Genomic DNA, 22325 nt, shown 5'->3' on the forward strand with positions numbered 1-22325 from the left:
GATAAACAGACAGGATCGAGTGTGTTCAAACCCCGCCGTCCCGAGATCCTAATACTTGTCCTGGCGATCTACATCGCGCTGGTTCTCAATTACCCGTTCTGGCACAAGCTGTTTACAGCCGCCGCACCCCAGAATTTCAGCGATTGGCATTTCCTCGCCGCGATTGTGATCGCGGTCATTCTTGTTCTCTATCTCATTTTGCTCGCAATCTCACTTAAGCCGGTGCTTCGAGTTGTTGTGCTTATTTTTCTGCCGGTGACGGCCGCCGCCAGCTACTTCATGAGCGAATATGGAATCGTGATCGACACCAATATGGTGCGCAACGTGTTCGAGACGGACACGCGCGAGGCCGGCGATCTCATGTCGTTGAAGCTCGCTGCTTACGTCGGCATTCTCGGATTGCTGCCTGCCATTTTGTTCTGTGTTGTTCCGTGGACGCCGCAGACATTCAAGAATGAAGCGCTCGCGAAAATGAAATACGCTGCCGTCGCGGCGCCACTGCTCGTACTCGCGCTATTTCCGGTGTGGGGCAGCTTTCTGTCGCTCTTTCGCGAGCAGCGCGACTTGAAGATGACGCTGACGCCATTCAATTACATCGTAGCCGTTTCGAGCTATTGGCAAAAACAGAATATGAAGCAGGCCAAGTCCGTCGCGCCTTACGGCGAAGATGCACATCGCGTCTCGGATGCTCAATCGCGTACCCGCAAATCCCTCTTTGTCGTGGTGGTCGGAGAAACGGCGCGCTGGGATCATTTTGCGCTCAATGGCTATGTAAAGCCGACCAATCCCGAGCTTTCGAAAATCAAGGATCTCATCAATTATTCGCAGGCCTATTCCTGTGGGACCGATACGGCACAATCGGTACCGTGCATGTTCTCAGGTCTTAGCAAGGCGGGTTTCACAAATGCCAAGGCAGCATCGCGCGAAAATCTGCTCGATATCCTGAAGCGTGCCGGCATCGACGTCCTCTGGCGTGAAAATCAGGCGGGTTGCAAAGGCGTCTGCGATCGCGTTCCGACGGAAACGCTGACCGGGCACAAGGTTCCGACGTTTTATCCGAGTACCGAAAACTTCGATGACGTGCTCGTCGACGGTCTCGATCAGCGTATCGCGACCATGCAACGCGATACAGTCATTGTGCTGCACATGATGGGTAGCCATGGGCCGGCCTACTGGAAGCGCTATCCCGAGAAGTTTGAAATCTTCAAACCTGCCTGCAAGGTCGTTCAGTTCAGCGATTGCGAAACAGCGGACATCATCAACGCTTACGACAACACGATCGTCTATACGGATCATGTTTTAGCGCGCTTGATCGGTGTTCTGTCGACTGCGGAAAATCATGGAGTCGATGCCGGAATGCTTTACGTTTCCGATCACGGCGAAAGTCTCGGCGAGCACAACATGTACCTTCACGGAATGCCTTACGCATTCGCTCCCGAAGCGCAAATTCATGTGCCGATGGTCGTCTGGTTATCGCCGTCGATGCGGGAAGCAGCGGGTATCGACCAGAGCTGCCTTGATAAACGCGCCTCGCAACGCGTGAGCCACGACAATCTCTTTCCTTCCGTTCTAGGACTGATGGATGTCAAAACGCGCGTCTACGATCCTGGACTCGATCTTTTTGCAGCGTGCCGCAAGCCCGCCTCTTAAGGTTTGCGGCCCGTTTCCTTGTTACGATAAGATAATATTCTGCCGCTCAGGCTCATGCATAATGGGCATGGTCGGGCGAGGTGATCGCGGATGCCTCTTCAATTGTGCCGTGCCGTCGTGATTGCGGCGTTGCTTTCCACTCCCATAACTGGCGCGGCGTCGGCCGATCAGCCGCTTGGCCCTGTGCCGATGCACGCCGAGATCAGCGCCCACGCGATCACGACCTTGCTTCACAAGGCTAAGGCTGGCGAGCGACCCGATCTTTCCGGAAAATTTCTGGTCTATCTGGATCTCTCCGAACTCGACTTTAAAGGCGCGAACTTGGCGCGTTCCGATTTCTACGGCACCGATTTCACGGGTGCGAACCTCTCCGGGGTCGACCTGTCTCACACGAGGCTCGATCGCTCCGTTCTGATCCGCGCAAATCTTTCGGGCGCAAATCTCACGGGTGCTACGATCTATCGACCGACGATCTATTCGGACCTCTCGAACAAAATCTCCGATGCGCCGCGATTTCCCGGCGCAAACCTTTCGAATGTTCATGTCCAGGCGGAGCTATCAGGCTCCGACTTTCGGGGCGCCGATTTGACGGAAGCAAATTTCTTTCCGCTCGAGGGACGCCCCGGTGAGGGCACGATGACGACGACGTATAAGAATATTCTCAAATATTGCGATTTTTCCGGAGCGCGCCTGCACGGCGCTCATATGCAGCGCACGGTCATGTGGTTCGCGAAATTTACCGGCGCGGATTTGACCGGCGCAGACTTCACCGATGCGGATCTGTCACGCGCCGATTTCGCCGGTGCGGACATCTCGGGAGCCGTCTTCACGCGAGCTAATTTCGAAGGCGCCAGTTTTGTCGGGGTCAAGGGCATTCACGAAGCCATAGGCCTCGATCAATCGATCAATTTGGACCGAGCGCTTCGCTGAGATGAGCGGTGTCCCCAATTGCACTTCGTAAAACACCTATTTGGATGCCAGCGACAGTTTGTTCTTTAATCAAACCGACGAAGCCTGTTACAGTCCATTAAATCATTTATTGTCAATATGTTAATAGCTCGGTTCATGCGAGGAACAACATGCGAGGGCCGTCGCGCAACACAATGTACCGTTTCCGGTCTTGTTGGGCGATTGCTGCCGTCGCAGCAACGGGCTTATGCGGAACGCAGGCTAACGCCGTCAGCTTGCGCGTGAAGCTTGCGTGTTCGAGCGATTACCGCGCGTTGTGCAGCCAGTACTCATCCGACAGTCCAGAGGTTCGCGCGTGCATGCGGGCGGCAGGTGAGAAGCTCTCACCGCGCTGTCTCAACGCGCTGATTGCCGATGGCGAGGTCACCCAAGAAGAAGTATCCCGCCGGGCTGCGCAGTCGCGTCAATAAATCGAAACACGGCGCAACAGCTGGTGTTGCGGCTGGCTAATCGCGTGCACCGCGTTAGCTCCGATTTGTGGACATCTGCGCACGCGGAAACAGCGTCAGAATCGGTCTATTGACGCGCCGTTTTGATGCGACGGCAATCGGCAAGCGCGGGGCCTGAGTTCTCTTTTTTTGTCTGAGCGCGCGCGAGGCGTCAGTGGTAACAACTCCCGCGAGAATCGCCGACCTCAGCTTGGCAGGGTCGCGTTCTCCGTTGTCAGCAGCTTCGAATAGCCGCGCAATCATGTCGGAGATCGGAAACTCCACACGCCGGGCACTGACCTCGGTCATTGCAGCTTGCAGAATCCGGTGGAAGCTCTTCAGCTCATCAGAACTGTAACCGTCGACTTTCATGGTGTCGCTTCGTCCCTGAAGTCGCGTCGGCCCGTGAATGCGGCCGACACACATCAACCGGCGGGATGCAAGATCACGCCGACTCATCAACATGTGGCGATGCTCGACGGTTCCGCCAAGCCTGATGAAGTTTTTCTGCGAACGTCAGATTCCCGGTATTGGCGCATTGCGAATTTTTCCCGAAATGCCCATTCATAGCTATTGCAAGAAAAGATCATTTGGGTTGACCTCATGCAGCTTGTGCCGCCGAAGATTACAGTTTTGCGACGCAGCGAAACGAACCTCTCGAAAACAAGCTGGTGGCTTCGCGTCTGGAGGTGACAATGTACCGGACAATTTTTATTGCCGTTGGGTTGTGTGCGCTTGCCGTTCCCGGGCCAGCTCGTGCGCTTGGTTTAGGCGAAGCAGGCGAATTGGAGCACGCGCGTGCCAATGCTCGCGCCGGTGGGCCCTTGAGCGATCGCGATGCTGAGCTTCTGGAACGTTACGGATGCCTGAGTGGCACGAACAGCGCGTTCTGCAGACGGCTCTCGCATCGAACGTGGAACCACGTGCATCGGCGTCGTTATAAAAAATATTAGATCGTGACCGGAAGCGGGCTTGTGTCTCAACCTTGCAATGCAGCGTCGCGTTCTTTTTTTATGGCCTCGCGCCATTGTTCGAGCGCCGCTTCGTCGGGCGACAGATAGACCGCGTCCGCCGCGAATCCACGCCAAGCATCGCGATGCCTATCCGAAACGGTCGTGAGGATAGGCTTTCCAGCCGTGATGGCCGCGTCGAAGGCGCGGGCCAACCCGCCCCGGTCAGCTTCGAGCTTCCCGAATTTGCTGAACACCACGAGATCGCTGGCGGAGATTTGCTCAAGGATTTCCCCACACGCGGCATCCACGCCGTCTGCATCAAGATGGCACGAGGTTTCGGCTCTCGGCGTCTCTACGTAGATCGAAAATATCTTGCCGGACGCGACGTCGCGCAGGTATCCGGCTCGGCAGACGCGGTTTTCCAGTCCATGGGTCTCGGCGACAAGTCCGACAACATTCAGTCCGTCGGCGCGCCACTTTGCGGCGGTTGCGGCGAACAGGGCTTGAATTGTCGGATCGTCGGCGCCGACGACTGTGGCGATCGAACTTGCTGGGTGTTTCATGACGGCGATCCTCGCACGTGCGTCCAGCGCAATTCAGACGCGCATCGACGACAATAATCGCTACATCCGCTCTTTTCCAGAGTGACAAAGCGATCGGTTCGACGGGCAAGTACAAAATGCGACTTTAATGAGCTGGATCGCGTTAGCGGATGTTTCACGTCTATTTGATACATTTCATATGTATCTTTTGTTGGACGCCTGCGGATCAAAAGATATATTTGCAGTGCATCTTTTGGCCGATTGAACCTGCCGAGGTTCAAGATTGCTGGTTTCGGCAGATCCGATCGTATCGAAGCGCAGATTGAGGAGATCCGCCATGTTGCTAAGATCCCAGAAGCCGTTGCTCTATGAGGCGGACGGTGTTCCCGACTCGCCCGAGGCTGTGAGTCCTCCGGAGGGTCCCATCTACCAGGACGATGGGCTTCTGTCGGTCGCCGGACCGATCATGGTCGCATGCTATGGGCTCATGCTCGGAATCGCGGGTCTCACGTTCTTTGGAAGTGGGCAGGCCTTGTTCGTCGTATCGATCTGCGTTGTGTTTGCTTTTCTTTATTTTGGAATTCCGGTTACATTGCTGCGCATCAGGGCGGCGCGCGACGGGCGATGGGAAGGGAATACCGCCAAGGCTCGCGATCCGATGGTCGAAGTCGGAACGGGGTCGATCCACAGGTGGGAAGCTATCGTTCAGATCGTTAGCGTTCCCGTTGCGGTCGTCATTGGATTTGCGCTGTTCGCAATTCGGTGGAGCCTTCTTTGATTGCGGCGGCACAACGTCGCCCCGGGCCTCGAGTGCCGACGTCGCTGCGGACATCGCCGAACCGACGATCCGCAATATCGTGCATAGCTTCTATGAAAAGGCCCGGCGCGACGATATGCTCGGTTCGATATTCGGGGCCAGGGTCCAGAACTGCGGTGCCTGAGTGAAGATCAACAGAATGGAGTGACTTAGCCGAGATCATGACCTACGTCGTCACAGAAAATTGCATTAAGTGCAAATACACCGACTGCGTGGAAGTGTGCCCCGTGGATTGTTTCTACGAAGGCGAAAACATGCTGGTCATTCATCCCGATGAATGTATCGACTGCGGGGTTTGCGTCCCGGAGTGTCCAGCAGAAGCGATCTTCTCCGACGCCGAACCACAGGCGACGCCTCATTGGCTCGACCTCAATCGCAAGTATGCTGATCAGTGGCCGAACATTGTCGCAAAGAAGCCCGCGATGCCGAACGCTGATGCGGAGAACGGTCGCCCCGGAAAGGCCGCAGAGTTCTCGCCCGAGGCTGCAACCGAAGAAGTCAGATAGTCGGCCATTGTCCGACAGACACCACGGTCGTTCTGAACCGTATTCCGCCGGCCTTCTTCAAAACTGAAGTCGGCTTGCGGTGGTTTATTGCTCCGTGTCGAAGCCGCGGATTGCCCATGCCGCCGCAAGGCCGAACAGCCACAGTGCGATCGGCGGTGCGAACAGGAGAATCGGGACTTCAATCAGATCGCCGCGGCTATTCAGACTGCCATGCGCGCCTTCGAGCATCAGATAGATGGTCCAGCCCATGATCCAGCCGGCTGACATCAGCATCCAGACGCGGAACAGGCCGCGCTTCCAGTTCACCGAGCGAGTGTCGCTCAAGTCGACCGAGTCTCGGCGCGACAATCCAAAATTCGGCATTCGGTTTCTCCTCGTGGCAGGCTGGGAAGCCTAAGCTTTCTCAATCAATTCCGCCAGATTGCGTTTTAGCTCGTGCCGCAGCCGATGAACAAGATTCCTGTGAATGCACGAGTGCGCCCAGCCTGGGTGACGGACGATTCCTTTTGGCCCGAGCATCGGCGCATCTTTATGACGGCGGAGCCGGTTCCGCTGTCGTGGGCTACGAAAGCTTCGAAATGTACTCCATCACCTCGTTAAGAAACGTGTGCGTTTCGAGGTCGGCGTGAGGTACGTTTTGCACGACGATAACCCGCGCGTGGCCCGCGTAGTTGCTCGGCGATAGGTGTCCGATTTCCATAGACCGGTGATGTTCCGTGGAATGGTTCTGAACAGCGTCGCTGAGGAAATGCGCGCGCTCCATCCTCGTAGCCCGGCCGCTATTGCGGGCGGTCGGTAGATGCGGGCGCGGCTATCGACTGTGATCCATCGTCGGAGCGTCTCGTGGTCATGGTTCTTGTAATCGGCTAAAAATCACACCAACTTCGATTGCCTTGGTGGCCCTCGAGACCAGTCGCGTCCCCTACGTCCGAAAGACCCGCTTTAAATGGCCAAATCGCATTTTCCGCTTATTTCGGCACTCTCGGTTGCGATGCCGCGCCATAAGTTCGTCACGAAAAAGAAGGTCAACGTCGGCTTCCTCGCTCCCCTATCCGGCCCATTGAAGTCTTGGGCGGAGCCTGGTTTCAACGGCTGTCTGATTTGGCAGGAGAGGATCAATGCGAGCGGCGGATTGCTGATCGGAGATCACCGCTATCTGATTGACGTCATTCCCTACGATACCCAGTTCCAAGCCGACCGTGCGCTCGAAGGTGCTCGCAAGCTCGTCATAGAGAACGAGGTCAAGCTTCTGATCATGGTCGGCGGCAACGACTTTTCGAGACCATTGCGGGACTTCGTAAATCAGCACCGTGTTCTCGTCAGCACGGCCTTGCCGAGCGATCTTACGCCGGATGCTCGAACGCTGATCGCCCCGAGCGAAGTTCATCCAATTTACAATGTAACCGGAGTCGATTGGCTGAAGCGGACGCACCCAAATATCAAGACTGTGGCCATGTGCACGCAAAACGATGCGCACGGAATACCATCCATCGCGACCTACCGCGCCGCGTTCGAAGTCGCAAACATTGACGTCGTCGCCGAACTGCTGTTTCCCATCGAAACCTCCGAGTTTAAGCCGCTCGTTCAAGAACTTCTGGCTAAGAAACCCGACCTTCTATGCTGGGACACGGCTTACGAGCCTTTCGTCCACGCTTTGACGATCGAGGCTTTCCGGCAAGGATACAGGGGACCGATCCTGTCATGCACCTGCGACAACTACATCGAGCTGATCGCTAAGACCTCTCCCGAGTTCATGGAGGGCTTCGTCTTTCAATTTCCGGATTTCGATGACCCGCGTTTGAACGATCAGCAGATCAATTTTGAAAATCCGAATGGCTTTTACGAAGAGTTCTGTGCGCGCTTTCCGGGAACATGGAGCGCCGTCTCCTGGCAGTATGTCTCGGTGTTGGATATCTGGAAGTCGGCCGTCGAGCGATGCCGATCGTTCGAGCCAGCAACCGTCATGGCGATGATGAAAGTCGGAGGCCGCAGCCGAAACGTATTCGGAGAGGCGGTTTGGTGGGGCCGAGAACTATTCGGCATCGACAATGCGCTCGTTGGATACTGGCCTGTCGTAGAAATTCAGAATGGGCGGGCCCGGATCGTGGAGTTTGGTTCCATTCTCAGCTGGTGGTCGAAACACAAAGATGTTCTCATCCGTCACATGCGCAAGATGGGATTGATGTGGGACCAGCGAGAAGAGAAGATTGCCGGAAGCCGATATATTCTCTAGCTCAGGGCTGATATAGGAGGTCCTGCTGGTTGCTGGCGATGATGAGGTTCATGAATTCCATCGCGCCTTCGATGTCCCTGTTCTCCAAAGCCTCGAAAAGCGAGCGAAGTCGTTGGCGGCTGTCGCTAATGCGCTGAGGAGATAGCGACTGGATGCGCGTCGCAAGCCAATGAGGCTGGCAGCGGACTTCTCCCACGATCCGGTACATCGTGATCAGAAGTCGATTATGCGTTCCTTCCGCAATCTTCATCAGGAATTGCTTTTCCAAATGGGCGAATTTTGCGGCGTCGGCGACGACCGTCTCGATGTCTTCAAGCAGGATGCGAAGCTCGTTCAGATCGCGCACCGACATGTACAATGCGCCGAGCCGCACGATTTCCGGCTCCAGCAGAGAACAGACGACCCCCATCTCGAAGGGGGATGCGGATTCCACAATGGCTTTGATATCGAGGTAATCGAGAGATGGTGGGGGTTGGGCCGGTGCGCTGTGGGCAGGTGCAGCCTTGTAGACGACGTAAGTGCCGCTATTGGCCCGCCGCACCACTACTCCGTACGCTTCGAGAAACTCCAGAGCTTGCCGGACGGTCGATCTCGTCATTCCGAATTCATCGGCGAAATTGCGTTCGGCTGCGAGACGCGAGCCAAAGGAATATTCGCCCGTGACGATACGGTCGAAAATGCGCCTGGCCGCCAGCTTCACCTTTTCCTTCGCAAAGGGTGGGTCGACACCTTCCTGCTCCCAAGGTGGGATAACTTTTGAAATAACCCCGGCCATATCTGCTCCGTATTCGTAATATCGTTGCCGCTGCTAACCCGGATGTGTGTGTGCCCGGTCGAGGTATTCGGACGTTAGGCCGACCGTTAAATATGCAGCATCAACGAGGGGGCGCATTTCAACGACGGTGTTTTTCGACATGGATCGCCACCGTTCTTCCGTGCTTAGAATTGTGCATCCGTGTTTGAAGGGCGAAGGAAGCGCTGCAAGCGTGACAAGTTCCTGCGCCTCGGCGGCGTCTTCTCCGAACGCCGCCCGAATGGATTGAATATGCTTTCGCGTTCGATCGGGCTCCGATGTGCTTCCGGTCGCCTGGTCGTAGTTTGCATCCGTTATCGCCGCCGCGCCGGCACAGAGGGTTAGATATTTCTTCCGGCGCAGTCGCGCGAGTGCGTCCGGATGATTGGCCGCCAGCAGAAAATGAAACATCGAACTGCTCGCCCTGGAGGGGATGTCGACCTGCTGCACCCACGCCTCCACAATCTGCCAGTGGTCTCGCGCGGCGTTCAAAACTGCGATCGCGTGTTGGCGATAACCCGCAGCGAATTGGCTCAATCCCAGGTTATTGAGAGCCGCAGCCCGCCTCGGGTCATTGTTCGGTAGTCGATCAGCAAACGCGCAGGCATCCCGCCAAAGCAATCTGGCAGCGTCGTATCTCGATTCCTCGGTCGCCCTCAAAGCGGACAGTGTGCACGACAGCCACGCGTCACGCTGACTTATTTCATTCACAAGGCCCAGCTCCCGAACAACTGATCAATGACTGTTCATGAAATTTGCATAACGTCCATACAAAATCAAACCAAAAATCGCCAATAATCACCAAAGCTTTCTAAAGCGATGATAATTCAACAAACGGATACCTTACTTCGCAAATGCACAGTATTTCAGGGCAATGCACAAATCCTAGATGGGATATAATTTTCCCATACGGAAACAAATTTTGACTTGCTTCCTTGACAAGATGTGAAAATATCGCACCCAACAACCAATTATTGTCATATTTGGTTGAAAATTACCAAATTTGGTTGAAATAAGAATGACACTGCATCGCAAGCGGCAGAACAGAACTTTCCTGGGAGGGAAATCATGACGGTTGAAGTCGCAGACATTTCGGGAGGACAGGTCCCGAAGGAACTGGTTCGATCCATCGATTGGAGAGGCGCGTTCTGGGTTGCCAGTGGCGTGCCGGCGCTGGTGCTCTTCTCCATCGGCGGCATTGCAGGCATGACGGGCAAGGTTGCCTTCGTCGTGTGGGCGGCCTCGATGGTGATGGGATTCGTTCAATCGTTCACGTATGCCGAGATCGCCGGTTTGTTTCCGAACAAATCGGGCGGCGCATCCATTTATGGCGCTGCGGCCTGGGTCCGCTATTCAAAGATCATCGCGCCGCTTTCGGTGTGGTGCAATTGGCTGGCGTGGACGCCCGTTCTTTCGCTCGGATGCTCCATTGCCGCCGCCTACATCTTGAATGCCATCGGGCCGATCCCCGCTGCAGATTCTCCACAGGTGCTGGCTTGGGTGCAGGCCCATGCGGGATCGATCACGGCCGATAGTCCGCGGGTCGCCGAATGGCTGGCAGCCAACTCCGGAAAGACGGCCACCGATGCCATCAGCGCCCTGCTGGCGCTGGACGGCGTCAGTGCGCTGACGCCGACCATACGCACCTGGACCCTGTTCTCACAGAGCCTCGGTCCGGTGACCTTCTCGCTCAATGCCGTGTTCTTCATCGGTGCGGTGCTTATGCTCATCACCTTCGCCATTCAGCATCGCGGTATTCTGGGCACCGCGAATGTCCAGAAATACATCGGGTTGCTCGTGATCGTCCCGATGCTGATCGTCGGCGTGGTGCCGATCCTCACCGGCCAGATCGACTGGTCGAATTATTCCCCGCTCGCACCGTTGAAGGCGGCCGCCCTTCCCGAGACGGGTCCATGGGACATCAACGGTTGGACCCTGGTCCTCGGAGGCATGTTCATTGCGGCGTGGTCGACGTATGCGTTCGAGACGGCCATTTGCTACACCAGTGAATTCAAGGATCCGAAGACCGATACGTTCAAGGCGATCTTCTATTCCGGTCTCCTTTGCCTGCTGCTCTATACGCTGGTGCCTTTCACGTTCCAGGGCGTCCTTGGCCTCGACGGCATGCTCGCCGGGCCGATCGTCGATGGTTCCGGCGTTGCCGACGCGATGGCAAAGATGGTCGGGGGCAGCGGCTTCCTCGTCAACATCATGGTCATGTTGATGATCCTTGCCCTGATGCTGTCGATCATGACGGCGATGGCAGGCTCGTCGCGTACTTTGTATCAGGGATCGGTCGACGGCTGGCTTCCCCGCTACCTCGATCATGTCAATGATCACGGTGCGCCGACCCATGCGATGTGGACGGACCTCGTCTTCAATCTCGGCTTGCTTGCGATCGCTGCGGCCGATGCGACGAGCTTCTTCTTCATCCTCGCGGTCTCGAACTGCTGCTACATCATCTTCAACTTCCTGAACCTGAACTCCGGCTGGCTGCATCGCATCGACAACGGCCATATTACGCGGCCGTTCAAGGCGCCGACGCTCCTCCTTGCGCTTGGCACCTTTCTCTCCTTCGTCAATGCGATGTTCATGGGTGCCGGCGCGAAGGTCTGGAATCCGATGGCGCTGACGTCGGCCGCGGTCGCGGCGGCGCTGATCATTCCCGTCTTTATCTTCCGCCACTACGTTCAGGATCGGGGCCAGTTCCCGCAGCACATGCTCGACGACCTGAACCTCACGGCGAATAGCATGCAAGTGCGCAAGGCCGGCATCCTGCCCTATCTCGTGTTGCTGGCCGGCGTTTGTGTCGTCCTCATCGCAAACTGGTTCTTCCAGTTGGCGGGTTGATTGACGATTCCCGACCGCGGTGGGGAGTTGCTGACGTTGATTGATCTGACGTTTGCAGTTCCGCCGCGGTCGAATAAATTTTTAGGGAGAATACTCGGAGAAATGATTGAGCCAGGGATCAAAAGTCGGCCGACTTACGAGAGGTTGAAGCCAGACCCATTTGCAAAGAGCAACATCGTCGTTATCGATGCCGGCGGAAGCGATGCTTATCTGGACATGGCAAAGTCGGCCAGCGAACAATTTTTAGCTAGAACGACAGTGTTGCTTGATCGCGAATCGGCTTCAGAAGCCAGCGTGGCAAGCAAAGTGACATCAACTAAGGTCGGAAATCTTTGGATCTTTCCGACGCTGGAAACATTGATTGGGCGCCTCGATAGCGTTCTTGCCAATTCGAAAATGGGAACGCGCCTCTATGCTGCTGGACGAGAACCCCTGATTGGTTCCGTTGTAAAAACGGCAATCGCTCACGGTGTTTCGCACAACTCCGTCATCACAGAGCACCGTGGGTCGCTCACGCGTCGCGTGCAATGCGTCCATTGCAAAGGATACACTGATAACGTGACCACAAACCCGGTGCGGTGCGCTCACTGCGGTTTGACGCTTCTTGTGCGCGATCACTATTCGCGGCGCATCGGCGCATTTCAAGGCGTCTGCATCGATGCCGAGAAGCCTGGCGAGGTTCCAGAAACAAAGGTTGAGTTCGCATGACTACAAACGCTTCGCGGCGTGTGCGCGTTGAGGATCTCGAACGCGTCGCCAACCGTATCAAACGCTTTGCTTTCGTTCCCATCGACGGACTGCCGTTGCCTATCTTCTCTCCGGGCGCACACGTGATCGTCACGATGCGCGATGGGACGCGCGCGTGGCGGAACCCATACTCATTGATGAGTTCGCCCCTCGATACGAGCTGTTATCAGATCAGTGTTTTGCGGGTCGATGATACCCGCGGCGGCTCCGCTTACATGCATGAGCGCGTCTTGAAGGGCTCGACGCTCGAAATCAACGAGCCCGTAAATCTTTTTCCGATCGATCGGACCGGCCGCAAGCACATTCTGATCGCGGGCGGGATCGGCATTACGCCGTTCCTGGCGATGATAGCGCAATTCAAACACGACAAGACGAATTTTGAATTGCACTATGCGGTCAGATCTTTAGAGGAGGGCGCGTATTGCAACCTGCTCTGTGGGAACGATGCGTCGAGCGTTTTTGTCTATCGTTCCGATAAGGGGCAACGCATTCCGCTTGTCCAAATTCTCGAGAATCAGCCGCTCGGTACGCATCTCTATGTATGCGGTCCGCAGCGGATGATCGATTGGACGTTGCAAACGGCCAAAGAGGAAGGCTGGCCCAAGGAAAACGTCCATTACGAACACTTCGATGCGCCGCCGCCGGGGCGTGAGTTCGTTGTCAAGCTCGCGAAGTCCCAACGTGAAATCATCGTCGGCGAGCATCAAAGCATCTTGGAAGCACTGGAACAGGCCGGCGTCGACGCGCCCTATCTCTGTCGCGGTGGCGCATGCGGACAGTGCGTTACCGCGATTTCGGATGCTCGCGGACGGATCCTTCATAACGACCACTATCTTTCGGACGATGAAAAGCGCTGCGGGGGCAGAATCGCGACGTGTGTGTCTCGGATGGATGGCGGCAGCCTGACACTCGATCTCTGAGTCACGCCTGGTAAAAATAAGGATGACTGCCATGAATACGATATTCAAAGACGAGACATTCAGAGACGATTTCACGTTCTCGAACAGCCCGGCTGCGATCAAACGATTTCCCTTTCCTTACTGGGAGGACAAGTATCGCTATTCCGTCAATATCGAGCCTCATGTGGCAGGCCCGAAGGGTTCCGTTTACGAGTTCCCGTTCGATATCGACGAACACTACGTGTCCGACATGCGAGACCGTGCGCTTGTCCTCAAGGAAGACCCGACGCGCGTTCAAGCTCTTCCGCATATGATGCTCGCGCAATGGGATACTCTCGAGCTGATAATGACCAGCTTGGCGCGCGATTATCCCGAGCATTTCACGCTCGAGAGGAATGGCGATGATTGGCATTGGATCAATCGCCCACTGCGGATCGAGAACAAGTTTCGGTTCGGGGACGCGTCTACGCTCCCGTATGAGCCGATGGAATACATCACAAGGCAATGCCAGGGCGATTTCACGATTTCCGATCAGAGAGAAAACAATCTCTGGATGGATGCCGGTATCGCGACGTCGCAAGCCGACTGGTCACTCGACTTCGACGTCGGCATGAACTTCATGGAGTGGCATGCTCCCGTGCCGCTGGCGCACGAAGCCGGCGTTTTCGACCGCGCCTTGAAATTCCTGCTGGCGCTTCAGTATGGAAAGCCCGTCCGGCGTCTCAATTGGACGATGACCATCAACCCGCGCTTGGATACGAGCCCGGAAAACTATCATAAATGGGGCGTGGATCGCGCGACCGTCACGCCGGAGAACGTCGGCGACAAGGTGCATTTGCGCGTCGAGCTTCAGGCGCTTTGGCGTCTGCCGCGGTCGAACGCAATTCTCTTCTCGATCCGCGCCTACCTCATAAAAATGAATGAACTCGTCACCGACCTGAACCGGGCGCGGAGAATGCATCGTGTTCTCCAAACGCTGCCGCCGGAGCTGGCAGAGTACAAGGGCATCATCCGCTATCTCGACGTTACGCGAGAATGGCTCGCCAAGTACGACGACGGGAAGCCAACGCCGCTCGGCTTTCTGTTCGAATAACAGGTGAAAAAACGAGAGTCAGGCCGAGATGGCCTAAACGTATATTCTTAAGAGGATACCTCATGTCTTTTGCGCGCCAATCAGCTCTCAACGATCGCCACCGAGAACTCGGATCGGATCTATCGACCGCCTGGAACGATATGCCGATCCCGCAGAACTATGCGACGAACCCCTATGATGAGACAGAGGCCGTTCGCTACCGCGCCGGATTGTTCGACGTGTCGGGACTCAAAATCGTGAATGTCAGCGGTCCGGAAGCGCAGGCGTTTTTAAATTCCATCCTCACCAGCGACATCACCAAGGCCAAGGCCGGGGATTCTCATATCAGCAATATCGTCAACGCCAACGGCGGATTGATCGACGACGTTCTGGTATATGTCGACAGCCCGGATCAGTTTCGCGTTTCGCATGGCGGCGGTGCGTTCGAGGAAGCCGCGGCGGCCAGCAAAGGCCGTTTCAAAGTCACTGTCGAGCCCGATAACGATGTCCATATCCTGTCGCTTCAGGGTCCGCTGGCGCTCGAAACGCTTGCTCGGCACACGCCGATGGACCTAGCGGGACTTCCCTATTTCCATCATCAGAAAACGACGTTGTTCGGGAAGCCGGTTTCGATCGGACGAGGCGGTTATTCCGGCGAGCGCGGCTATGAAGTTTTCTGCTCGGCAGCGGACGCTCCCTATATTTGGGATTCAATCCTCAAGGCCGGCAAGGATGCCGGGGTCATGCCGGCATCATGGTCTTGCCTCGACATCATTCGTGTCGAGAGCGGCCTCTTGTTCTTTCCGTTCGATATGACGAATGAAGATACGACGCCTTGGGAAGTGCGGGCCGACTGGACAGTCGACTTGTCGAAGCCGGACTTCGTCGGCAAGGAAGCTCTTGCGGCCAAGAAGGGAAAAGAACGTTCTTTCATTGCAGGCATCGAAGCCGAGGCGTCGAAGGCGATTGAGCCCGGTTCGAAGATCAGCGCCAATGGCACGGAAGTCGGTGTCGTGTGCAGCTCGACCTTCAGCCGGCATCTGATGAAGTCTCTCGTTATGGCGCAGCTGAAGCCGGAGTTCACGAAACTGGGCACCGAACTGACGTTACATGACGGCAATGACTACGCAGGCACGGTTGTGCGAATGCCATTCTACGATCCCATGCGTTTGCGGACCCATCCCCAGACGGAGCGCACATAATCCCTGTCATCCGACACGTGCGCAGACTTGGCTAGGGGCATTTGCCTCTAGCCACTTTTCCTTAGACGTACTGGCAGTTTCCTCGCAATCTTCGAGCCCGCTGCCAGAGTAAAAGAGCAACTGGGCGTCAATGCCTCAAGACTGTACAGAGCCTAGTTTTATGGGTCGGCGAGACTTCAAGCTCGTGCCGAAGACGGTCGGGGTGATGCGGCTTCGCCATCGTGCTATCGCGAACGAAACACTTATCCAAAACTGCTTGCGCGAAGAGGGAGCTTCGGTCATCCGCCGCCTGGAGCGATGATTCTCCTGCAGCGTCGTTGTGTATTTGTCTTGTGCACCGATTCAGCCGGTGTCGGAAGAAAAGGAGAAGGCCATGGCTCAAAGTAGCATTTATCAACGTATGGGCGGTGCGCCAGCCCTGCGCAAGCTCATCGATACCTTCTACGACATCATTGAATTTGAACCGCAAGGTAATCTTCTGAATATCCTACATCTGCGCGGCATGGGTATTGCGCATTCTCGCGAGGAGCAGTTCAACTTTTTGTCCGGATTCTTTGGCGGGCCAAAATTATATATCGAAAAGCACGGGCATTCGGATGTGCGAGAAATGCATCGTCACGTCCAGGTCGGCCCTGCAGAAAGAGACTCCTGGCTGGAGTGCATGCAGACGGCGATCGATAGATTGGAGTTTGATCGTGCGCTCGGGGATGAGCTGATGCGGCACTTCCGGATTGTGGCAAATGCACTTGAGGTTGAGAACCGTACGAACGAAAAGAATCGACAACTTCTTGCGGCATGGAAGTAGCGGCTCCAGGCCCGTGCGCGTGGCCCCGATATCGACGACTGCGCCGGTCGCGCTCTGGATGAGTAAGCAACCCCGAAGGCCATTAAGTCGGGCGTCGAGATCTTATAACTATCGCACGCTGCCGAAGAAGTTCTTGCACGTCGACGATGCCGCTTGCGTCGTCATGCACCTTCTATAGAGCGCACCAAAAGCACCCTAATCTTTGCTCGCCCTCAGCCTCAACTCTCTGTCTCTAGAGACAAAACAGGTGGCCAATCACATGGCCAGAACGGGCAAAATTGGCCATGTTGGCTAGCCAAAGGGACACGCGTACTGCGACGCCTTACAATACTCAACCGCATGAAATTAATAGATAAAATCAAACAATTAACCCTGACAGCAGAAACCGACAAAAGCATGCTTTTTCAAAAAAGGATCCTCACATCCCTTATTCTCTCCATTCCCCCCTTAAAATAAATAATCAGTATAATGATTAATTGCGATAGTGGTTACGCGATAGGCTATCGTGGGGCTCGTAAAATTCAAAACGCTCGAACTGGTTTCTCGCTGCGAAACGCCGCGACTCGAGTCTGTGGCATCGGAGCATAAGGCTACGGGTGATCTGACCGGGTCGCCAAGGTATCGCGTTACGATACTGTTAATTTGACTGGGGTATTTCGAACGCAGTGCGCGGAATGGCTTTATTTGCGTCTTGGCTATTGACTTATCGGGCGGGGGAGACATGTCGAAGCTCAGCAACAACAAAGGTCCGAAACCGCGCTATCGCCCCTCGGGCTTGCGGCGCAAAAAAAAGCTCGATCGACAGGAAAAGGAAGACGGCGCGAAGGTACAACGTTGCGATCCACCGCGCCGTCCGAGGGTCGATCTTGCGATCAACGCGGCGCTTTTTCCGGGCGAAGATCGGGCGGCCTACGCTGCTCTCCATTACGAGATGATGAAGGTCTATCAACCCTGTCTTCCTCCTCACTTCGAGGTGGTCGCGCGGGCAACGGGCTTGATTTGGCGAATTCGTAGAATTCCGGCGTTGGAGGCCGCGGCCTTCAGCACGACCGCAAGGTCGCTCGGGTACTCGGAGGAGGCATTGAGTTCAGAGCACCCACAGGGGCAATTGGCGAATGACAAAGACGTATGGGACGCCCTGTTTAAAAGCGGGGTCCTGACCAAGATCGCGGAATATGAAGCCACGCTGCGAGAACAACTCAAACTTGCCACTGCGGAGCTTCAGGGAATCCTTGATTGGAACTTTGAAAAGGGCCTTTTCCGAAATGACATGGACTATATATTGTCTTGCGCTCCGGATGACCCGATGTGGGCATACCGGCGCACTTAGGCAATGTTTCTGAGAAGATAAATTTTTATTTGGCTGATCATTGCAGTCGGAGAGTTCGGTAGCGCGACGGGATGATTCCTTCCCCGCACTACTTGCCGGGCGTGAAGGGGGTGGTGGCTCAGATGTCGGGGGGCTCGGCGTTGAAGGACATCATACGACTCCGCGAGCAATCCCGTTTTCAAGACGAGCATCATGCGTCGGAGGGGGTCTGCGGGCAATCGGTCTGCAGGCAGATGATCGCAGGTGTCGTGGCGTTTACGCACAGGCCCGTGTAGGACGCGGGCATCAGCGCTTCTCGGAGATGCGCACCATTCCGTCGGTGCGGTCGCCGTGTCGGAGCAGAATTCTTTTGGCCTCGCCCGCCACGCCGTCCCAGTTGTACCGCGCTGGAACCTCAAGCATCGTGACGCCGGCGCTGGTGAGCGCTTCGCGCTTCACCGCGTCGCGCAACGCGGCGTTGCCCTGGTAGTGGCCATGGCCTTGGTACTCGACGACGAGGGCCGCGATGCCGAGGCGGTCCACGATGACGAAGTCCGCCCGCTTGCTGTTGATCGAGCGGTAGGCGAGGTCGTCATCACCAGTTTCCCATATGCCAGGCTTTGGGCGCAGGATTTCGCCCAGGCTCGTTTGCGCCATAACCCGGAAACCGGCGTTGAGATCGCGGGCCACCTTCGCGATGATGACCAGCACCTGGAATTCGCTCTTGTTCAACAGCGGTTGCGTCTCGAAGCGTATGCGCGACATATACACAATCTGGTCCCTCGGGTCGGCGACATCGTTGGACGGTCATGAGAAGGGCCACTGCCCGCCAGGGACGACTGCGGAAAACTGTTCGGCGCAACGGCCCGAAAAGGAGAGCGGCGAGGAGCACCAACCGGAGGGAACAATGTCCGTGAGGTTATCCCGAAGTGGCCGCGTGCGGACCATGGCCTGCTCTCATCGCGATGCCGAGAAAGCGAACCGTGCTCTCGATCTTCGAGTGTCCGAGCAGGAGTTGGACTGCGCGCAGGTTGCCGGTTCATTGGTAATTCGGCACGGCCTGCGGTTCGCCGCAGTGAGTGTGTGCTAAATTTGGCCGAGCCAGCCCCAATACTGGCCACCCCATGCCGATCGACCCCGGGCGTACCGGCCATTAGGTAACGGTCCGCGTAGCCGCGGCGCGATGCTGCGAATAGGTTATGGTAAGCCATTGATCAGGATTAGGGGATCTTGACCGACAAGTAGCGCGCCTTGTAAATCAGCGGCCCTCCTCCCAGCTGTGCTTACAAAGCTGTCGTTCGGTTTAATCACAGGATTTTGTTGCTGCGCTACTCGCTTCGTAAATATTGAGGAAGCAAGCCAGATCTTAATATAGAGGCGTACGCTTTGTTTGATTTTGGGTGTAACAGCCTTGACAAGCGATGGCCTTGGCGGACCCGTTCCGGAAGCATCTCTGCAGCACTTCGCCGAGATTCTGAGATCGGCGGTCGACGCGATTATATCAATCAACGCTTTAGGGCGCATTGAAAGCGTCAATCCCGCAACCGAAAAACTATTCGGGCACTCGGCAAGTGAACTCATTGGCCAGAACGTCGAAATTTTAATGCCCGAGCCCTATCGGGCTGAGCACGATGGCTATATCCGTCAGTATCGTCACGGAGGAAGAAAAAAAATCATCGGAATCGGCCGCGAAGTCATCGGACAGCGTCGCGATGGCTCGACCTTTCCGATGCACCTGACCGTCAGTGAATACGAAGTCGACGGTAAGCGGCACTTCGCCGGGATCGTTCATGATCTTACAGCGCAGAAAAACGCGGAAGCGGATAATACGCGGCAACAAATTCTCTTCGAAGCCATCGTAGACGACGCGCCACAGGCGATCATACTTGCTGACCAGAATCGCAAGATCTTCCTGGCCAATCGCGCAGTCGAAAGAATTTTTGGTTATACAGAGGATGACCTCGCTGGGCAGAATTCGCGGCTTCTTTACGCCAGCGATGCCGATTACGAGCAAATTTGGAGGTCGAAGACCGACTCACGAGGAGACGCAGTCAGAGTCGAATGTCTGCGTAAAAGCGGTGAGAAATTCCCAGCTGAAGTCATCGCGACCGTTGTCCATGGTCGAGACCGCTCTGTCTTGGGGCATATGCGCCTCATCCGTGATCTAACGCAACAGGTTCACCAAGAGGAGATCTTAAGCCGTTCTCAGCGCATGGATGCTCTTGGCCAATTAACCAGCGGCATTGCGCACGACTTCAACAACCTTTTGAGCGTCGTCATAGGCAACTTGGAATTGGCCGAAGACGACCCTGAGATCGCCTCAGAGTCGGCTCAACGCGCTTTGAATGCTGCTCGGATGGGAGCTCGCTTGACCGAACGTTTGCTCGGCTTTTCGCGACAGCGCAAGCTTGCGCCGGTCACTCTTCAGCTCAATGATCACGTCACCAGTATGATCGAGATCCTCCAACATGCATTGGGCGAAGACATCGAGCTCACAACAGAGTTTGAAGAGCACATTTGGCCGGTACGCGCTGACCCGGGCGAGATCGAAAATGCCATTCTGAATCTGGCAATCAATGCTCGCGATGCAATGCCGAGGGGCGGCAGCCTTAAGATCGGAACGCGCAACGTACGCTTCGCAGGTGACGACCACCCCGACCAATTGGGCCTCAATCCGGGCGATTACGTTCGTGTCTCCATGTCGGATAATGGCTGCGGTATGCCGCCAGAGGTCGTGGCGCGGGCTTTCGAGCCGTTTTTTACGACAAAGGCTGACGGCCGAGGCACAGGGCTCGGGCTTGCGAGCATCTACGGCTTTGCGAAACAGTCGGGCGGCAACGCGACGATCTATAGCGAAGAAAATCGAGGAACCTCAGTTAACATCTATTTGCCAAGCGACGAGACACTGGCGAGGTCCATCGCACCTAGTGCAGGCATCGAAACCACAGCACGAGTCGGCGGTGAACTTGTTTTGGTAGTGGAGGACAATCCCGACCTGTGGGCTCTGACCGTCGAGCGCCTGAAGCGACTTGGTTATCAGATTGAAGAAGCCGAAAATGGTCCTGCTGCTCTGACCAAGCTCGAAAGGCGCCGTGTTGAGATCATTTTTAGCGACGTCATCATGCCGGGAGGCCTGACTGGGTATGAACTCGCCGCTCTTGCCCGCGAGCACTACCCCGACGTGAAAGTGCTCCTGACCTCGGGTTACGGAGCTGAACAAGCCGCCGAACAAGACACGACGGGGAGTGCTTTGAAGGTCCTGCGCAAACCCTATAACCTGGCCGAGCTGGCGAGTGCGCTCCAAGAGCTTCTGCAGAACTAATCAATCACCTCGCGTTAGCCAAAATCGCTCCGTTGCTCCCAGCCGCAGGCGGGGTCGCGGCTTGAACCCGAGGTGTGTTTCCACCTAGAAAAGCGTTGAGCGGAGACAGCTGCACTTTCTTGATCGTGCATTGTACAGCGATTTTTCATAGGACGACTTGAAGACTGACGGGCGTGCGCCTCCCAATTCCGCCGGTGCCGGCAAGGCCAACTGATCATCATCAATCGTGGGCTGCGTTGGAATCTGTATGGCATTTACCTCTCGAGTTTGTAGACGCGGGTTGGCGGATTGGCATTCTCGACATATCCGGAACATTGGTTCAGTTTGCTCGGCGATGCGGGCAACTGGCGCAGGTTCCGTTTCTTGGTACGCCGGCTCGGCCGGAGAGGAAGCCTTCGTTTCTGCCTCCGTTGCTGAATTCGCGGCGCGCCCTGACGGATTGATGTGATGATCAACAATGCGGGTGTCGCCGTTGCAGGAGAACTCGACGCGATCTCGCCAGAGAACTGGCGCTGGATCGTCGACACAAACTTCCTCGGCGTTGTTTGGGGATGCCGCGCGGCGCTGCCCGTCTTGCGGCGCGCAGGCGGCGGCATCATCCTCAATGTCGCGAGCGCGGCCGGATTTGCAGCGGCCCCGAATATGTCCGCCTATAACGCTACCAAGGCTGCTGTCATCTCCTTGAGCGAAACTCTCGCCGCCGAGACGGGCGGTACAGGCATTCAGATCTCGTGCGCGATACTCGGCTTTTTTCGCAGCCATCTTACTGAGGGGTTGCGCGCTCCCCCGGCCGAGCGCGCGGTTGCCCGCCGTCTGCTCATCGGAGCAAGCCACAGCGCGGGTGAAGCGGCGCAAGCAATTCTGGCCGGAGGTGAGGAGCGTCGGCTTTATATTGTCTGGCCGCGCGAGTACCGTATCTTTTGGCGCCTGAAGCGCCTCGCGCCAGTGTTGTTCCTCAATGAGGTCAGCAATCTGACTGGGGCCGAGTTGGCTCGCTGCCGGGACTGCAAAGCGGGGAAGGCAGGGGGGCTCCTTGAGGCCCCGCGGTGAACTTGTGGAGGCGAGGTGACCGGGCCGGACATTCTGATTGCCACTGACGGGTCTGACTTCGCAACCGCTCATTCGCGCTCGCGCCAGCCACCATAAAAACCACAGGCAGCAAGCTTTGCGCCATGGCCGCTTGCTGACACGTTGGGGGCGTTCTCCGGGGTGTGATGAAAGTGGTCTC

Annotated in this window: 20 protein-coding genes; 14 read left to right on the forward strand and 6 right to left on the reverse strand. The window is 56.2% G+C overall.

Features of this window, described 5'->3' with window-relative positions:
• Nucleotides 1-21: 21 nt before the first annotated feature.
• Nucleotides 22-1650, forward strand: coding sequence for a phosphoethanolamine transferase (locus HYPDE_RS00325; RefSeq protein WP_015596303.1), 1629 nt, complete (start codon nucleotides 22-24; stop codon nucleotides 1648-1650).
• Between the two features lie 90 nt (nucleotides 1651-1740).
• Nucleotides 1741-2580, forward strand: a complete 840-nt coding sequence (locus HYPDE_RS00330) for a pentapeptide repeat-containing protein (RefSeq protein ID WP_015596304.1) — start codon at nucleotides 1741-1743, stop codon at nucleotides 2578-2580.
• Nucleotides 2581-4026: 1446 nt separating this feature from the next.
• Here the strand turns inward: HYPDE_RS00330 and HYPDE_RS00340 are convergent.
• On the reverse strand, nucleotides 4027-4563 hold the full coding sequence (locus HYPDE_RS00340) for a DUF2478 domain-containing protein (RefSeq protein WP_015596307.1): 537 nt from the start codon (nucleotides 4561-4563) through the stop codon (nucleotides 4027-4029).
• Between the two features lie 316 nt (nucleotides 4564-4879).
• On the opposite strand from HYPDE_RS00340, the gene HYPDE_RS00345 reads away from it, so the two are divergent.
• Together HYPDE_RS00345 and fdxA are read left to right on the forward strand one after the other, a co-directional pair.
• A complete protein-coding gene (locus HYPDE_RS00345; RefSeq protein ID WP_041319669.1) occupies nucleotides 4880-5320 on the forward strand; it encodes a hypothetical protein in 441 nt (146 codons plus the stop codon).
• A 200-nt stretch (nucleotides 5321-5520) separates the two neighbouring features.
• Entirely contained in the window at nucleotides 5521-5865 is a 345-nt protein-coding gene (fdxA, locus tag HYPDE_RS00355) for a ferredoxin FdxA (protein WP_041319671.1), read from the forward strand.
• Nucleotides 5866-5949: 84 nt separating this feature from the next.
• Here fdxA and HYPDE_RS00360 read toward each other — a convergent pair whose 3' ends face one another.
• Nucleotides 5950-6228, reverse strand: coding sequence for a hypothetical protein (locus HYPDE_RS00360; RefSeq protein ID WP_015596311.1), 279 nt, complete (start codon nucleotides 6226-6228; stop codon nucleotides 5950-5952).
• Nucleotides 6229-6427: 199 nt separating this feature from the next.
• Nucleotides 6428-6565, reverse strand: a complete 138-nt coding sequence (locus HYPDE_RS19250; RefSeq protein WP_187290849.1) for a hypothetical protein — start codon at nucleotides 6563-6565, stop codon at nucleotides 6428-6430.
• A gap of 246 nt (nucleotides 6566-6811) precedes the next feature.
• Here HYPDE_RS19250 and HYPDE_RS00370 point away from each other — a divergent pair, with 246 nt between their 5' ends.
• Nucleotides 6812-8098, forward strand: coding sequence for an ABC transporter substrate-binding protein (locus tag HYPDE_RS00370; RefSeq protein ID WP_015596313.1), 1287 nt, complete (start codon nucleotides 6812-6814; stop codon nucleotides 8096-8098).
• A 1-nt stretch (nucleotide 8099) separates the two neighbouring features.
• On the opposite strand, the gene HYPDE_RS00375 is transcribed toward HYPDE_RS00370, so the two are convergent.
• Both HYPDE_RS00375 and HYPDE_RS00380 read right to left on the reverse strand, forming a co-directional pair.
• Entirely contained in the window at nucleotides 8100-8873 is a 774-nt protein-coding gene (locus HYPDE_RS00375; protein ID WP_015596314.1) for a FadR/GntR family transcriptional regulator, read from the reverse strand.
• A gap of 33 nt (nucleotides 8874-8906) precedes the next feature.
• Complete coding sequence (locus tag HYPDE_RS00380; RefSeq protein WP_244437740.1) at nucleotides 8907-9428, reverse strand: hypothetical protein; 522 nt, start codon at nucleotides 9426-9428, stop codon at nucleotides 8907-8909.
• A 531-nt stretch (nucleotides 9429-9959) separates the two neighbouring features.
• On the opposite strand from HYPDE_RS00380, the gene HYPDE_RS00385 reads away from it, so the two are divergent.
• From HYPDE_RS00385 to HYPDE_RS00415, 7 genes are all read left to right on the forward strand, one after another.
• Nucleotides 9960-11741, forward strand: coding sequence for an APC family permease (locus HYPDE_RS00385; RefSeq protein ID WP_015596316.1), 1782 nt, complete (start codon nucleotides 9960-9962; stop codon nucleotides 11739-11741).
• Entirely contained in the window at nucleotides 11742-12449 is a 708-nt protein-coding gene (locus tag HYPDE_RS00390; RefSeq protein WP_015596317.1) for a dimethylamine monooxygenase subunit DmmA family protein, read from the forward strand. It begins immediately after the preceding gene.
• Nucleotides 12446-13408, forward strand: coding sequence for a PDR/VanB family oxidoreductase (locus HYPDE_RS00395; RefSeq protein ID WP_015596318.1), 963 nt, complete (start codon nucleotides 12446-12448; stop codon nucleotides 13406-13408). Before HYPDE_RS00390 ends, HYPDE_RS00395 begins: the two co-directional genes overlap by 4 nt.
• Nucleotides 13409-13439: 31 nt before the next feature.
• Nucleotides 13440-14480: a heme-dependent oxidative N-demethylase family protein gene (locus tag HYPDE_RS00400; RefSeq protein WP_015596319.1), complete on the forward strand. Its 1041-nt coding sequence runs from the start codon at nucleotides 13440-13442 to the stop codon at nucleotides 14478-14480.
• Between the two features lie 62 nt (nucleotides 14481-14542).
• On the forward strand, nucleotides 14543-15661 hold the full coding sequence (locus HYPDE_RS00405; protein WP_015596320.1) for an aminomethyltransferase family protein: 1119 nt from the start codon (nucleotides 14543-14545) through the stop codon (nucleotides 15659-15661).
• A 373-nt stretch (nucleotides 15662-16034) separates the two neighbouring features.
• Complete coding sequence (locus HYPDE_RS00410) at nucleotides 16035-16466, forward strand: group II truncated hemoglobin (protein ID WP_041320677.1); 432 nt, start codon at nucleotides 16035-16037, stop codon at nucleotides 16464-16466.
• Nucleotides 16467-17187: 721 nt separating this feature from the next.
• On the forward strand, nucleotides 17188-17796 hold the full coding sequence (locus HYPDE_RS00415) for a hypothetical protein (protein ID WP_015596322.1): 609 nt from the start codon (nucleotides 17188-17190) through the stop codon (nucleotides 17794-17796).
• A 285-nt stretch (nucleotides 17797-18081) separates the two neighbouring features.
• On the opposite strand, the gene HYPDE_RS00425 is transcribed toward HYPDE_RS00415, so the two are convergent.
• Nucleotides 18082-18507: a DUF2726 domain-containing protein gene (locus HYPDE_RS00425; RefSeq protein WP_187290850.1), complete on the reverse strand. Its 426-nt coding sequence runs from the start codon at nucleotides 18505-18507 to the stop codon at nucleotides 18082-18084.
• A 679-nt stretch (nucleotides 18508-19186) separates the two neighbouring features.
• Between HYPDE_RS00425 and HYPDE_RS00430 the strand changes: the two genes are divergently transcribed.
• Together HYPDE_RS00430 and HYPDE_RS00435 are read left to right on the forward strand one after the other, a co-directional pair.
• The gene (locus tag HYPDE_RS00430) at nucleotides 19187-21097 is read left to right on the forward strand and encodes a hybrid sensor histidine kinase/response regulator (protein ID WP_144061127.1); all 1911 of its coding nucleotides are present in this window, start codon (nucleotides 19187-19189) and stop codon (nucleotides 21095-21097) included.
• A gap of 447 nt (nucleotides 21098-21544) precedes the next feature.
• Complete coding sequence (locus HYPDE_RS00435) at nucleotides 21545-22147, forward strand: SDR family NAD(P)-dependent oxidoreductase (RefSeq protein ID WP_015596327.1); 603 nt, start codon at nucleotides 21545-21547, stop codon at nucleotides 22145-22147.
• The last annotated feature ends 178 nt before the right edge of the window (nucleotides 22148-22325 follow it).

The sequence above is a fragment of the Hyphomicrobium denitrificans 1NES1 genome, assembly GCF_000230975.2.
Taxonomy (GTDB): domain Bacteria; phylum Pseudomonadota; class Alphaproteobacteria; order Rhizobiales; family Hyphomicrobiaceae; genus Hyphomicrobium_B; species Hyphomicrobium_B denitrificans_A.